This is a genomic window from Dokdonella sp. GW821-FHT11D02 (assembly GCF_058808595.1).
This window is the reverse complement of the sequence record NZ_CM179520.1, coordinates 4,355,123-4,369,565: the sequence shown is the minus strand read 5'-3', so window position 1 is coordinate 4,369,565 and position 14,443 is coordinate 4,355,123. Positions and strand designations below refer to the sequence as shown.

Sequence of the window (14,443 nt, the reverse complement as noted above, 5' to 3'; positions counted from 1 at the left end):
GTCGCAGCGAAAATTGCGGCAAGACGGGTACTTCGCCGCGGGAAATCTCAGTCGCCCAAGGCCTCCGGCGCGCGCCGCTCCGGCCCCGGCCGCTTGCCGAGCTTGCGTTGCAGCGAGCGCCGATGCATGCCGAGCAGGCGCGCGGCCGCGGCGATGTTGCCGCCGGTTTCCTGCAAGGCCTGCTGGATGTGTTCCCACTCCAGCCGCGCCAGCGGCGTCATCGTCGGCTCCGCCTGCGCGTCCGGCGCCTCGCCGCGCAGCAGGCGCAGCAGCGCCTCGGCGGTGACCGGTTTGGCCAGGTAGTCGTCGGCGCCGCGCTTGATCGCCTCCACCGCGGTGGCGACGCTGGCGTAGCCGGTCATCAGCACGATGCGCAGGTCGGCGTCGAGTTCGCGCAAGGGTTCGATCAAGGCCAGCCCCGATTCGCGCCCGAGCTTGAGATCGAGCAGGACGAAGTCGGGCCGCTGCTCGCGTACCCGCGCGAGCGCGGCCGCACCGTCGTGCGCGATGCGCAGTTCGACGCCGCGGCGCGCGAGCGAGCGCTGCAAGGTCTGCGCGTACAGCACGTCGTCGTCGACCAGAACACCGTTCACGAGGCGGCCTCGGCCTGCAACGGCAGGCGGAACGCGACGCGCGTGCCGCGCCCCGGCGCCGCCTGCAGCGACAGCTCGCCGCCGAGGCGCTCGACCGTCGCATGCGACAACGCGAGGCCGACGCCGAGGCCGTCCGGCTTGGTGCTGTGGAACAGCGCGCCGTTCGCCGCTTCGGCGGCGACACCGGCGCCGTAGTCGCGCACCGAGCCGCTCAGCGCGCGGCCGTCGCTGACCAGTTGCAGCGCGACACGCCGCTCGCCGGCTGCTTCGCTGGCATCGGCGGCGTTGTTGAGCAAGGCCGTCAGCAAGTGGCCGATGCCGGGCGCCAGCGGCCACTCCGGCGCGCGCGCCAGATCGTCGTCGCGTTCGAGTTCGATCCCCGGCCGCAGCAAGCGCCAGCGTTCGACCACCGCTTCGAGCGCCTCGGCGAGCGGACGCGCATCGACGTTGGCGCGATCGGCCGGCGCCGCCAGTTCGCGCACGCGGTCGCGGCAGGCGTCGATCAGCGCCGCCATGGTCTCCAGTTCGGCGCGATCGCTGCCGGGCGCGGTCTCATCGAGGCGGTCTTCGAGCATCAAGGTCAGGGTCGCCAGCGGCGTGTTGAGTTCGTGCGCGACCGCAGCGGCGTGCGTGGCCAAGGCGAGGATGCCTTCGTTGCGCGCGAACTGCTCGCGCAGCCGCGCCAGTTCGCGTTCGCGCTCGCGCAGCGCCTGCGCCAGGCGCGTCAGGAAGAAGGTCACCACCAGGGCCGAGATCGCGAACGTCACCGCCATGCCGGCCAGATGCAGGTTGAACGGGTCGGCCAGCGTGCCGTGCACGTGCGGCAACGGCGGTCCGAGCAGGGCCGAAGCCGCGTAGCCGAGGCAGCACAGCGCCGCTGTCAGCACCACCCAGCGCGTCGGCAACGCGACCGCGAGCAAGGCGATCGGCAAGAGGAACAAGGGCGCGAACGGATTCATCGCGCCGCCGCTCCAGCCGATCTGCCAGGCCAGCACGATCACGTCGACGGCGACCTGCGCGACCGCCTCGCCGGCGCTCACGCGCGCGGCGTGGCGCGCGCGCCAGCCGGCCCACAGATTGAACGCGGCCAGCGCGGCGACGCCGCCCCACAGCGGCGCGGCGCGCAGCGGAATGCCGAGCAGGTTCACGGCGAGGACGATCGTGACCGCCTGACCGGCGACCGCGAGCCAGCGCAGCACGACCAGATTGCGCAACAGGCTGGGTGAGGGATCGGTCATGGCGAGGCGAATCGTACCGCCGGCGTCCGCGCTGCTGTGCTTTCTCGCCTCGTCATTCTCAGCAACGCGCGAACGACGAGCCGCTGTTTGCACGCCATCACGCGCTCACGCCGCCGCACGCAAACCAAGAAAGTGCGCGGCCCGCGCCGAGCGCCGCAGCACGCAGCGTTCCAGCGCGAGCACCGCCAGCAGCGTGGCACCGAACAAGGGCAGCAGCACGGCGAACATGGCGACCAAGCCGAGGAACGGCCACGACAAGCGCCGCGCGGCCAGCGCCGGCGGCGCACCGAGCACGCCGGCGCGGCGGCGCTGCCACCACATCACGATGGCACTGAGCGACACCGCCATCAAACCGAGCGCGGTGAACGCGCCGAGCGCCTGGTTCGGCCAGCCGAACAGCTGGCCTTCGTGCGCCGCCACGCCGACGCCGACGATGCGATCGATCAGCGCGCGCTGGCTGAAGTCCTTGCGTTCGAGCACGGCGCCGCTGGCGCCGTCCAAGCTCAGATTCGCGCGCTGCGGTCGGTTCTGCGTGTCCGAGCGGGCGGTCCACGCCGCCTGCGCGCGCGAGGGCGGCGCGATCAGCACCGGTGCGGCCAGTCGTTCGGCAGCGACGATCGGCACCAGACGGTCGAGCGCGGCGTAGTCGCGCGGCGCCGCCGCGTCGGTGTGCATGCGATGGCCGGCGTGCTCGCCGCCGGCGGTCTCGTTGCGCGCGCGCCGCTCGGCCAATTCGCCGCTGCGGCCGGTACTCCAATCCTGCCGCACCGCGACGGCGCTGCCGATGCTGCGGACTTCTTTCAGCAGGCCGCCCCAGGACTTCGCCCACGGCAAGCCGGAGAACAGCAGGAACAACGCGAACAGCGACACCCACACGCCGATCACCGCATGCAGGTCGCGCCAGAAGCGGCGTCCGCCGAGCGACAGACGCGGATACAGCACGCCGGCCGCGCCGGCGCCGTCGCGCGGCCACCACAGCCACAATCCGCTCAGCAGCATCAGGATCGCCCACGACGCGGCCAGCTCGACGATCATCGAGCCATAGTCACCGAGCATCAATTCGCCGTGCAGGCGGAAGATCAGGCGCATCGGCCGCTGGTCTTCGTCGATCGTCTTCAAGATCGCCAAGGTCTGCGGATGCACGTAGACGCGCAGCAGCCGCTCGCCGCTGCCGACCAGCACGCGCACGGCGGACTCGTTCGAGGTCGGCAGCTCGTACGCGTTCAGCGCCGAGCCCGGCACCGCCGCCAGCGCGGCCGCGACGATCGCCTGCGGCGACGCACGCGCGCCGCCGATCGCGAGGTGATCGTAGGGACGATCGAGCCAAGCCTCGATCTGCGGCTTGAACAGATAGATCGAGCCGGTCGCGGCCAGCCACAGCACGAACGGGATGCAGAACAGGCCGGCGTAGAAATGCCAACGCCACACCGTGCGGTAGTCGAGTCCGCGCACGCGCTCGATCGGGGCCGCGACTGCCGCCATCAGTAGGACACCTTGCCTTCGGCGTAGTAGGTGCGCCCGGGGTAGGGGTGGAACACGTAGTAGCGCCGATCGGTCGCGTTGTCGACGCCGAAGCCGAGTTCGGCTTGCGCGCTCAAGCGCAGTTTCAGCTTGGCGTCGACGACGAAATAAGAGCTGGTGCCGCCGAACGTGGCCGGGTGCACGTCGGAATTGTCGAGCGTGTTGTACTGCCGGCCCGAGTAGCGCGCCGCCAGGGTCAGCGCCACGCGCGGATCGAAGCGGTAGGTGCCGACCGCGTCCGCGCGCCATTCGGGGATGCGGTAGAAGCGCTTGCCGACGCTGACCGGATTGTTCGCGTTGGCGACCGTGCGCGCGTCGTTGTGCGCGGCGCTGAGACCGAGATCGAGGCCGGCGAGCACCTCGCGCGACTCCCACGCGATCTCCTGTCCGCGCGTGCGCACGCGATCGACGTTCTGGATGTTGGTCACGGTCGGGAACACGGTGGTATTGGTCTGGCTGAACAACGCGTCGCGCACGTCGTCTTGGTAGAGCGAGAAGCGCAGCGTGCCCGCTTCCAGCGTGCGTTCGATGGTCAGATCCTTGGACGAGGCGCGCTCGGGCTTCAAGTTCGGATCGTTGTTGACCAGCGCGCCGCCGGTGATGCGGCCTTGGAACAACTCGCCCACGGTCGGCAGGCGCACCGCGCGTCCGAACGAGAGGCGCGCGCTCCAGCCATCGCCCAGCTCGCGTTCGAGCGCGAGCTTGGGCGACCAGTACGCATTCGAGCGCGCGGCGTAGTCGAGCCGCGTCGCGCCTTGCGCGCGCACGCCGTCGAACGCGCGCCAGCGCTCGTAGCGCAACCCGGCGATCAGGGTCCATTGCGGCGCGAAACGCCAGGCGTCCTGTGCGAACAGCGCCTTTGTCTGCGTCTTGCCGGCGAACGCGTTGTTGAACGTGCTCAAGCTGCGCGCGCGCCAGTCGCTGGCGTCGAAGGTGCGGCTGTCTTGGATATAGCGGTCGTAGTGGTAGCCGAACGCGAGCGCGTGCGGCGAGTCGCTGCGGCGGTCGAGGCGCAGGTCGAACGTGCGCCAGCCGCTGCCGTCGCCGTAGCTGACTTGACCCGCACCGGCGCCGGATGAGGTCGCCGCGATGTCGCGCGCGACGTCGAACAGCGAGGCGGTCGCGGCGAGGTTCCAGTCGCTGCCGAGCGCCGAGTCGAACGAGAGGCCGTACAGACGGCGCTCGGCTTCGCCGTCGCCGGGTGCGAACGCGTTCGCCGGCAGCACGTAGCGCCAGCCGTCGATCGCGACGCTGCCGCTATTGACGACGCGGCCGTCGGCGTCGCGCAAGTAACTGCCGGTGCGATTGTCCGAATCCTGGCGCCAGTCGACCACGGTCAGCGCCAACCGCGTCGCCGGTGCGAAATCGTAGGCGAGCTTGAGCTTGACTTGGGTGTTGTCGATCTCGGTCTCGCCTTCGCTGTTGATGCCGAAGGCGTAGCCGCGGCGACCGAATTGATCGACGTACGGCGCGGCGCCGCCGACCGCGACATCGCCCGCGCCGGCCGGCGTGGTCGATTGCGCGACCGTGTAGAAACTCAGCGGCTGGCCTTTGTTTTTGAGGTGGTCGAGGCTCAGCAGATACGACCAGGCGCCGCTGCGGTTGCCGATGTAGGCGCTTTCGCGCGTGCCGTCGTAGTCGCCGTGCGTGCGGAACAAGTCGAACTCCTGCCGCAGCCACTGCACATTCGCATTGGCCTCGAAGCGCTCGGGCATGCGCGTGCGGATCAGCACGGTGGCGCCGAGCGAGTTGCCCGGCAGCGCGGCCGAATACGGTCCGTACAGCACGTCGACACGATCGATTTCGGCCGGCGCGACCGCCGACCAGCGCGGCGCGAAGCCGAAATCCGAGCCGAGCAGATTGCTGAGCAAAAGGCCGTCGGCGTACACCAAGGTGCGTGCCGACTGGCGCGAACTGGTGCCGCGCACCGCCACGATCGAATTGTTGTCGCCGACGAAGCGGCGGCGCACGGCGAGGTTGGGCGCGTACTTCAGCGCGTCTTCGCTGTTGACCACGTTGAATGCGTCGAGTGCGTTGGCGTCGATGCCGAAGCTCGGCCCCGGCGTGTCCGGCGCGATGGCGCTGGCCTCTTTCTTCGGCGCGGTGACGACGACGCGCTCGAGATCGACCTGCGGCAAGTCGTCGGCGGTCGCAGCCAGGGGGGATAGCGCCAGCAGGGCGGCGAGAGAACGAAAACGCGGCATCGGCAACCCAGTAGAGACGAGGGCGCCGCGTGCAAAAAGCGCGCGGCGCGAGCCGCGCAGTCTCGATCGGCCGATGGGTCCGCAACAGTGACCGACTGACGCACTTGGCTGGAGGCTAAGTACCCGTCGAGCGCCTCGGGGTTGCCACGAGTTGGTCGTCGTTGGTATCCCGCTCTCTGCGCCTGCGCCTGCGCCGCGAGCGCATCGCCCGTACGCGGCGCATCAGGGCGCGATGCGCGTATCGGTCGCGAGCCAATTGACTTCCCAGTTCTTGCCGCCGTCGGCGGAGAACGCCTGCTCGAAGCGGATCGTGTTCGGCGTCTGCGGCGCGATCACGAAACGCACGAGGATCGCGCGGCCGTCGAGGAAATCCTGGCCGTAGAACTCGCCGCGTCCGTTGACGAAACCGCCGTAGACCGGCGGGGTCAAGGTGCCGGCGCGGCTGTTGGAGAAGTTGAGGCTCCATTGGTTCGTCTGCGGGTTGTACAGACGCCAGCTGGCGCCTTCGATACGGCCGGCGGCGCCGGCGACTTCGAGTTCGACCAGGTTGGCGCGGCCTTCCCACACACGAGTGACGACGGTAGTGCCCTCGTACTCGACCCAAGTGGTGGAGCCGCTGAGCGGATTGCGCAGCACCTTCAGCTGCGTTTTCCAGCGGCCGAACTCGAAATCGAAATCGCGCTGGCCCGATTGGGAACCCACCGCCGCGTCGTCGCGCGCCTGCGCCGACGGCAACAGCAAGACGGCAGCCGCGGCGCAGAGCAGCGCCAGAATGCATGCGAGACGACGATGTGCGCGGGTCTCGCTGATGAAGGAAAGGCCGGAACGGCTGTTGGTCGGGTCGGACATGAGACGGCTCCGCAACATCGGGAACCTCAATCTAGAATCGAAGTGGTATCGTCGCCATCACCACTTCCGCAAGGAGACGCATGACCACTTTGCATCTCCCGCTGGAGCGCCGTTCGGCCGTTCCGCTGCATCGGCAGATCTACGACGGCCTGCGCCAGGCGATACTCGAAGGCCGCCTGCGCCCGCGCCAACGGCTGCCGTCGACGCGTGCCTTAGCCGCGGATCTCGGCGTATCGCGCCTGCCGGTGCTCGCCGCTTACGAGCAGCTGGTGCACGAGTGCTATCTCGAAGGCCGTCACGGATCGGGCAGCTTCGTCAGTGCGGCGCTGCCCGACGATCTGCTGCGCGCCGCAGCGGCCGCGCCGGCCGTGCGCGCGAAGAAGGCGGCTCCGCCGCGCGCGCACGATCACGGCGGCCTCGCGCCGTTCCGCACCAGCCTGCCGGCGCTTGATCAGTTTCCGCACGCGGCGTGGGCGCGCCTGGTCGCGCGGCAGGCGCAGGCACTGCCGCTGGCGCACATGGCGTACGGCGATCCGGCCGGCGTCGCCGTTCTGCGCGACGCCGTCGCCGACCACTTGCGCAGCGCGCGCGGCGTGCGCTGCGAGGCCGAGCAGATCCTGATCGTGCCGGGCTCGCAGGCGGCCTTGCGTCTGGTCGCTGCGGTGCTGTTGGGGGTGGGCGATCGCGTCGTGGTCGAAGAGCCGGGCTATGCCGGCGCGCGCGCGGCGCTGGTCGCCAGCGGTGCGCAGCTGGTGCCGGTGCCGCTCGACGAGGAAGGGCTCGACATCGCGCACTTGCGCCGGCGCGGCGGCCGCGTGCGTGCGGTCTACGTGACGCCGTCGCATCAGTATCCGCTCGGCGTGTCGATGACGGCGGCGCGTCGGCTCGCCTTGCTCGACTGGGCGGCGCGCCGCGACGCCTGGCTGATCGAGGACGACTACGACAGCGAATACCGCTACGTCAGCCGCCCGCTCGGCGCGCTGCAGGGCATGGATGCGAACGGTCGCGTGATCTACATCGGCACTTTCAGCAAGGTGCTGTTTCCGGCCCTGCGCGTCGGCTATCTGGTGGTGCCGACACCGTTGTGGCAGCGCTTCGTCGAGGCGCGCCTGGCGCACGACTTGTTTTCGCCGACGCTGTATCAACTCGCGCTCGCGCAATTTCTGCGCGAGGGTCATTTCGTGCGGCATCTGCGCCGCATGCGCGGGGTCTATCTGCGCCGGCGCGACGCCTTGCTCGCCGGCCTCGCGCGCCATTGCGCCGATCGACTCACTCTGTACAACACTGACGCGGGCCTGCACGCGACAGTGCTGCTCGCGCACGGGCTCGACGACGTCGACGTCGTGCGGCGCCTGCGCGAGCGCGGTCTGACCGCGACCGCGCTGTCGACTTGTTATCTAGGCGGCGAGCGTCGCAGCGGACTCCTGCTCGGCTTCGGCGGTTCGAGCGCGCAGCGCCTGTCGGCGGCGACGCGCGTGCTCGGCGAGGTCCTGCGCGAAGCGGTCTAGTTCCGCGATTCGCACGCCTCGCCGAGGTCGGCCAAGGTTGACGAGGCGCTCAGCCGAGCGCAGCCAGCCACTCGTCGTCGGAGCCCTCGTTGACGCCTTCAAACAAGAAGGTCGACAGATAGCGCTCGCCGGTGTCGGGCAGCATCGCCAGCAGCACCGCGCCTTGCGGCGCCTCGGCGGCGATCTTCAGCGCGGTCGCCAAGGTTGCGCCGGAGGAGATGCCGACGAAAATGCCTTCCTCGGCGGCGAGACGGCGCGCGGTGTCGCGCGCGAGCACTTCGTCGACCAGCTCGATGTCGTGCGCGACCGTGCGGCTGAGCACGTCGGGCAGGAAGTCCGGCGTCCAGCCCTGAATCTTGTGCGGCTTCCACTCCTTCCCCGACAGCAGCGGCGCGCCGGCCGGTTCGGTCGCGACGATCTTCACTTCCGGCCGCGCCAGACGCAGCACTTCGCCGACGCCGGTGAGCGTGCCGCCGGTGCCCCAGCCGGATACGAAGTAGTCGAGGCGGCGGCCGGCGAAGTCGCGCAAGATCTCGGCCGCGGTGGTGTTGCGGTGATAGGCCGGGTTGGCCGGATTCTGGAATTGCCGTGCGAGGAACCAACCGTGTTTGGCCGCCAGCTCCTCCGCTTTCCGGACCATGCCGGTGCCGCGTTCGGCGGCCGGGGTCAGGATCACCTTGGCGCCGTAGGCGCGCATCAGCTTGCGCCGCTCGATCGAGAAGGTTTCCGTCATCACCGCGACGAACTTGTAGCCGCGCGCGGCGGCGACCATCGCCAGCGCCACGCCGGTGTTGCCCGAGGTCGCCTCGACGATGGTGTCGCCGGGCTTGAGCAGGCCCTTCTGCTCGGCGTCGAGCACGATCGCCAGCGCCAGGCGGTCCTTGACCGAGCCGCCCGGATTGAAGGCTTCGATCTTGACGTACAGATCGACGTGTTGCGGCGCCAGCCGCTGCAGCCGCACGACCGGCGTATGGCCGATGGTGTCGAGAATGGAATCGTGGATCATGCTGGGCTCCTCAAGTGGATCGGTCCCGCCGAACGCGGCAGGCAAGAGTTTCGCTGCGGCCGATCATGCGGCCGCAAGATTGCAGTAACGCCGTTCGGCGCCCGAATGAGTCAGCCGGATGGGGCCGATCGCTCGTCATTCCGCGCCAGCCCGAATCCATTGGCGCTCCATCCGTCGAGCGCATCGGCGCCGCTCCGCCGCATCCTACCCTCACGCGGCGCGCGCTTCCCGCATCGGTTCGAGCGCGGCACCGAGCGGCGGCGCGCCGAACCAGTGCAGGCTCGTGGCCAGCGCCGCGACCTCGCCGAGTATCAGCAGCGCCGGCGCTTGGATGGCATGCGCGCGTGCGCGTTCGGGCAGGTTCGCCAAGCTGCCGGTGACCACGCGCTGTTCACGCCGCGAGCCGTTTTCGACCAGCGCGAACGGCGTCTCCGGCGCGCGGCCGTGTTCGAGCAGGCGCGCGCGCAAGGTGTCCAAGCCCGCCACGCCCATGTAGACCGCCAGGGTTTGCCGTTCGGCGGCGAGTGCCGGCCAATCCAGCGTGTCGAGCGAATCGCGGCAATGCGCGGTGACCAGGCGCGCCGACTGCGCGTGTTCGCGATGGGTCAGCGGCACGCCGGCATACGCCGCACACGCCAGCGCCGCGGTGATGCCGGGTACGACTTCGTAAGCGACGCCGTGCGCGCGCAGAAATTGCAGCTCTTCGCCGCCGCGCCCGAACACGAACGGATCGCCGGCCTTGAGCCGCACGACGTGGCGCCCGGCGCGCGCGTGTTCGAGCATCAGCGCGTGGATCTCGTCCTGCTGGCTGCGATGACCGCCGACCTTTTTGCCGACGTCGATCCGCGTCGCGTCGCGCCGCGCTAGCACCAGCACCTCGGCGCTGACCAGACGGTCGTGCAGGATCACATCGGCGCGGCCGAGTGCGCGCAGCGCGGCCAGGGTCAAAAGGCCGGGATCGCCGGGACCGGCGCCGACGATGGCGACGCTGCCCGTCGGCGCGGCCGTCGGCGCCTGCGCCAGCGCGCGCGCGAGTTCGGCTTCCGCCGCCGCGCCGCGGCCGCGGCGCAACAGCTCGGCGACCGGCCCGAGCAGGCTGCGCTCGAAGAAACGCCGGCGCGCGGCGGCATCGGGCAGACGTTCGCGCAAACGTCCGCGCCAACGCTGCGCCAGCGCGGCCAGCGCGCCGAGCGAGGGTTCGAGCAAGGTTTCGATGCGTGCGCGCACGTGACTGGCGAGCGCCGGCGCAGCGCCGCCGCTGGAGATCGCGACCACCAGCGGCGCGCGTTCGACCACGGCCGGCACGTGGAAGCTCGAAAGCTCGGCGTCGTCGACCACGTTCACGAACACGCGGCGCTGCTCGGCGCATTCGGCGATGCGGCGGTTGACGGATTTGTCGGCGGTGGCGGCGACCACCAGCCAGGCGCCGTCGAGCCAATCCGGCTCGAAGCGGCCGTCGCGATGGCGGACCACGCCGCGCGCGACCAGATCTTGCATGCCGTCGTTCAGCGTCGGCGCGCCGACGGTGACCGCGGCGCCGGCGTCGAGCAGGGCTTTGGCCTTGCGTTCGGCCACCGCGCCGCCGCCGACGACGAGCACGGCGCGCGAACGGAGATCGGCGAACAGCGGATACAAAGCCATCGGGTCGCGGCACGAAATGAGGGCGAAAAAAAACCGCCGCGCCGTTGAGGTATCGATGCGGCGGTGAGTTGGGGTCACACTCGGAGTAACGACCCCGATGCTCCGCCGCCGCCGCCGCTGGCGCAAATAAGCTGGCGGCAGCAGCATATGCTTGTGCCGCATGAGCTGAACCGGACTGGCTTTTTGCATAAATAGCCATCTGGACGTCCAAATGCTTATGCGTTAACCTGCATAAGACATGCCGCGCAGGAACGCCGCGGCGAAAACGAGCGCGGTTCGCAAGGCCGCTCCGACACTCCCAGGAACCTCCGATGACTCTGACCCAGCTCCGCTACATCGTCGCGATCGCCGACTCCGGGCTCAACATCACGCTCGCCGCCGATCGCGTCCATGCGACCCAGCCGGGCCTGTCCAAGCAGCTCAAGCAGCTGGAAGACGAGCTCGGCTTCCAGCTGTTCGCCCGTCGCGGCCGCAGTCTCGACGCGATCACGCCGCAGGGCAGCCAGGTGATCGAGCGCGCGCGCACGATCCTGGCCGAAGCGGCCAACATTCGCGCGCTCGCGGCCAATCTGCGCAGCGACGAGCAGGGCGAACTGTCGATCGCGACCACCCATACTCAAGCACGCTTCGTGCTGCCGGCCGCGGTCGGCGCGTTGAAGAAGCGCTACCCCGAGGTCAGCGTGCATCTGAAGCCGCACGGCGACGCGCAGGTGATGGAGCTGCTCGAACGCGGCCAGGTCGATCTGGCGATCGTCAGCACCGCCGGCAAGCCGCCGTCCGACGGCCTCGCCGTGCCGCTGTTCCGCTGGCAGCGCGCGGTGATCGCGCCGCGCGACCACGCGCTGGCCAAGCTCGGCCGCGCACCGAACTTGGCCGACCTGGCGCGCCACCCGCTGGTCAGCTACGAATCTTCGCTGCGCACCGACTCCTCCCTGCGCCACGCGTTCGCGCTGGCCGGCCTGATCCCGAACTTCGCCTGCACCGCGCGCGACGCCGACCTGATCAAGACCTATGTGCGTGCCGGTCTCGGCGTCGGCGTCTTGGCCGAGATGGCGATGACGCCGGAAGACGCGGTCGACCTGCGCGTGCTCGACGCCGGCGAGCTGCTGCCCGAATGCACGGCCTGGCTGGTGCTGCGCCGCGACCGCGTGCTGCGCGACTACGCGACGGCGCTGGTCGAACTGGTCGCGCCGCAGATCGACGGCCGCGAACTGCGCCGCGTGCTGGCCGGCAACGCGCCGGCGCAATGGCCGCTGCCGCCGAGCTGGCGCGAGCTGCACGAGGGCAAGCTCGCGGCCGCGTAGGTCGACGTCATCGGCGCGTAGGCAATCTCGTCAACGCGCCTTGCATGCCCGCGTGAGCTGCGCGGGCAGGACCAGCGCGGTCTCGACCGACCGCCGGCGCTCAAAGATCGAAATGCAAGCCGCACTCGCGCTTGAGGCCGAAGAAGCGCGTGTCTTCGGCGCGCATGCCGTCGGCCAACGCGCTGGTGGTGTGCACGTCGCCGATCGAGACGTAGCCTTTTTCCCACAGCGGGTGATAGGGCAGGTCGTGCGCTTGCGCGTAGTCCCACACGTGGCGGTCGTTCCAGTCGGCGAGCGGATGCAGTTTCCAGCGGCCCTCGCGCAGTTCGAGCACGCGGATGTTGCGGCGCGTATCGCTCTGCGCGCGACGCAGGCCGGCGATCCAGCTGCGCGCGTCGAGTTCCTTCAGCGCGCGGCGCATCGGTTCGACCTTGCGCAGGCTGTTGTAGCGCTCGATGCCGTCCAGGCCTTTCTCCCACAGACGGCCCAAGCGCGCCTCCATCCAGGCGATGCCGAGCTGCGGGCGATACACCTTGAGGTTCAGCTTGAAGCGCTCGGTCAGCTCGTCGGCGAAGCGATAGGTTTCCGGAAACAGATAGCCGGTGTCGACCAGCACGATCGGAATGTCGGCGCGCTGCCGCGTGACCAAGTGCAACAGCGCGGCCGATTGTGCGCCGAAGCTCGACGACAGCACGTGTTCGCCGGGCAGGCTGTCGAGCGCCCAGGCCACGCGCTCCTGCGCGCTCTGCGCTTCCAGCCAGACATTGAGTTCTTCCAAGGCGCGCTCGTCTTCCGCGGCGCTGATCAGATCGGGGGGCGTCATGTTCTTGTCTCCAACGGTGTCGCAATGCGCTGCGGCGCGGCGATCAGGCCGGCTCGCAGCAGAAAATCGCCGAACCCTTCCGCAGCGTTGCGCTGGTCGGCGTAGTGCGCGAACAGCGCGTCGAGCGTGCGCAGGATCTCGGCCTCGTCGATGTTCTCGCGATGCAGGCGATTCAATCGCTGCCCGCGCGCATCGGCGCCGAGCATGAGGTTGTAGCGTCCCGGCGCCTTGCCGACCAAGGCGATCTCGGCCAGGTACGGCCGCGAGCAGCCGTTCGGGCAGCCGGACACGCGCAAGGAAATCGGCGCGTCTTCGAGCGCGTGCGCGGCGAGCAGGTTTTCGACCTTGTCGAGCAGATCGGGCAGATAGCGTTCGGCTTCGGCCATCGCCAGCGCGCAGGTCGGCAGCGCGACGCAGGCGAGCGCGTTCAGACGCAGCGGCGATGCGTTGCGGAAGCCGTCCAATCCGTGCTGCGCGACCAGCGCATCGATCGCCGCGCGGTTTTCGCGCGCGACGTTGGCGACGATCAGGTTCTGGTTCGAGGTCAGGCGGAATTCGCCGTCGTGGATGCGCGCGATCTCGCGCAGGCCGGTCAGCTGTGTCTGCGCGCCGCGGTCGGCGAGGCGGCCGGCTTCGATGCGCAGGTTCAGATGCCAGCGGCCGTCGTGGCCCTCGCTCCAGCCGAAGCGGTCGCCGACCTGCTCGAACGCGAACGGCCGCGGCGGCAGGATCGCGAAGCCGAGGCGGCGCTCGACCTCGCGCTTGAACCAGTCGATGCCGCGATCGGCGATGGTGTATTTCAGGCGCGCGTGCTTGCGCTCGCTGCGGTCGCCGAAGTCGCGCTGTGTCGTCACCACCGCTTCGGCCACGGCGAGCAGCTGTTCGATTGAAATGAAACCGAGCAGGTCGGCCACGCGCGGGAAGGTCTTGTCGTCGCCGTGGGTGGCGCCCATGCCGCCGCCGACCGTGACGTTGAAGCCGATCAGGGCGTCGCGTTCGACGATCGCGATGAAGCCCAGGTCGTGTGCGAACACGTCGACGTCGTTGCTCGGCGGCAGCGCGAACGCGACTTTGAACTTGCGCGGCAGATAGGTTTTTCCGTAGACCGGCTCGTAGGTGTGTTCGGCTTCCGAATCGACGATCTTCTCTTCGCCGAGCCAGATCTCGTAGTACGCGCGCGTCTTCGGCTTGAGCCGCTCGGACAAGCGCATCGCCGCGTCCTGCACGCTCGCGTGCGCGCGCGAGCTGTGCGGATTCACGCCGACCAGGACATTGCGGTTGACGTCGCCGCAGGCGGCGATGGTGTCGACCAGGGCCGCGTTGATCGCCTGCATGGTCGTGCGCAGTTCGCGCTTGACCACGCCGTGGAATTGGAACGCCTGCCGCGTGGTCAGGCGCAGCGTGCCGTTGGCGTAGGTGGTCGCGATCGCGTCGAGCTGCAGCCACTGCGCCGGCGTGACCACGCCGCCCGGCGTGCGCGTGCGGATCATGAAGCTGTAGGCCGGTTCCAGCTTCTGCTGGCGGCGCTCCTCGCGCAGGTCGCGGTCGTCCTGCTGATAGCTGCCGTGGAACTTGATCAGCTGGGTGTCGCTGTCGGCGATCGCGCCGGTGACCGGGTCGAGCAGGCTTTCGGCCAGCGTGCCGCGCAGATGGCGGCTTTCGGTCTTGATCTTCTCGACAGGGGAAAGAGGCGTGTTCATGGCTTGCTGGCTGCGTCCTTTCGTATCCGGCGTCGTGCGTGTGTAGCGGGCCCGCG

General features: G+C 69.6%; 11 protein-coding genes. 2 read left to right on the top strand and 9 right to left on the bottom strand.

Annotated elements, in window-relative coordinates; all coding sequences use genetic code 11:
• Positions 1–47: 47 nt before the first annotated feature.
• The 5 genes from AC3QL3_RS18485 to AC3QL3_RS18465 form a co-directional block, all read right to left on the bottom strand.
• Positions 48–593: a response regulator transcription factor gene (locus AC3QL3_RS18485; protein ID WP_492895580.1), complete on the bottom strand. Its 546-nt coding sequence runs from the start codon at positions 591–593 to the stop codon at positions 48–50.
• Positions 590–1,831, bottom strand: coding sequence for an ATP-binding protein (locus AC3QL3_RS18480; RefSeq protein WP_492895578.1), 1,242 nt, complete (start codon positions 1,829–1,831; stop codon positions 590–592). The genes AC3QL3_RS18485 and AC3QL3_RS18480 overlap by 4 nt, the downstream gene beginning before the upstream one ends.
• Before the next feature lie 105 nt (positions 1,832–1,936).
• The gene (locus AC3QL3_RS18475; RefSeq protein WP_492895577.1) at positions 1,937–3,313 is read right to left on the bottom strand and encodes a PepSY-associated TM helix domain-containing protein; all 1,377 of its coding nucleotides are present in this window, start codon (positions 3,311–3,313) and stop codon (positions 1,937–1,939) included.
• Positions 3,313–5,556 carry a TonB-dependent receptor gene (locus AC3QL3_RS18470; RefSeq protein ID WP_492895575.1) on the bottom strand — a complete coding sequence of 748 codons (2,244 nt, stop codon included), beginning with the start codon at positions 5,554–5,556 and terminating at the stop codon, positions 3,313–3,315. Before AC3QL3_RS18470 ends, AC3QL3_RS18475 begins: the two co-directional genes overlap by 1 nt.
• A 222-nt stretch (positions 5,557–5,778) precedes the next feature.
• Positions 5,779–6,405: a hypothetical protein gene (locus tag AC3QL3_RS18465; RefSeq protein WP_492895574.1), complete on the bottom strand. Its 627-nt coding sequence runs from the start codon at positions 6,403–6,405 to the stop codon at positions 5,779–5,781.
• Between the two features lie 80 nt (positions 6,406–6,485).
• On the opposite strand from AC3QL3_RS18465, the gene pdxR reads away from it, so the two are divergent.
• Positions 6,486–7,913, top strand: a complete 1,428-nt coding sequence (gene pdxR / locus AC3QL3_RS18460; RefSeq protein ID WP_492895573.1) for a MocR-like pyridoxine biosynthesis transcription factor PdxR — start codon at positions 6,486–6,488, stop codon at positions 7,911–7,913.
• A 49-nt stretch (positions 7,914–7,962) separates the two neighbouring features.
• Here the strand turns inward: pdxR and cysK are convergent, their stop codons facing one another.
• Positions 7,963–8,919 carry a cysteine synthase A gene (gene cysK, locus AC3QL3_RS18455; RefSeq protein WP_492895572.1) on the bottom strand — a complete coding sequence of 319 codons (957 nt, stop codon included), beginning with the start codon at positions 8,917–8,919 and terminating at the stop codon, positions 7,963–7,965.
• Between the two features lie 210 nt (positions 8,920–9,129).
• Complete coding sequence (gene cysG / locus AC3QL3_RS18450; protein WP_492895571.1) at positions 9,130–10,560, bottom strand: siroheme synthase CysG; 1,431 nt, start codon at positions 10,558–10,560, stop codon at positions 9,130–9,132.
• Positions 10,561–10,871: 311 nt separating this feature from the next.
• On the opposite strand from cysG, the gene AC3QL3_RS18445 reads away from it, so the two are divergent.
• The gene (locus AC3QL3_RS18445; protein ID WP_492895570.1) at positions 10,872–11,864 is read left to right on the top strand and encodes a LysR family transcriptional regulator; all 993 of its coding nucleotides are present in this window, start codon (positions 10,872–10,874) and stop codon (positions 11,862–11,864) included.
• Between the two features lie 100 nt (positions 11,865–11,964).
• On the opposite strand, the gene AC3QL3_RS18440 is transcribed toward AC3QL3_RS18445, so the two are convergent.
• Both AC3QL3_RS18440 and cysI read right to left on the bottom strand, forming a co-directional pair.
• Positions 11,965–12,687 (bottom strand): phosphoadenylyl-sulfate reductase, encoded by a 723-nt coding sequence (locus tag AC3QL3_RS18440; RefSeq protein WP_492895569.1) that lies wholly within the window; start codon positions 12,685–12,687, stop codon positions 11,965–11,967.
• Positions 12,684–14,387: an assimilatory sulfite reductase (NADPH) hemoprotein subunit gene (gene cysI / locus AC3QL3_RS18435; protein ID WP_492895568.1), complete on the bottom strand. Its 1,704-nt coding sequence runs from the start codon at positions 14,385–14,387 to the stop codon at positions 12,684–12,686. Before cysI ends, AC3QL3_RS18440 begins: the two co-directional genes overlap by 4 nt.
• Between the last annotated feature and the right edge of the window lie 56 nt (positions 14,388–14,443).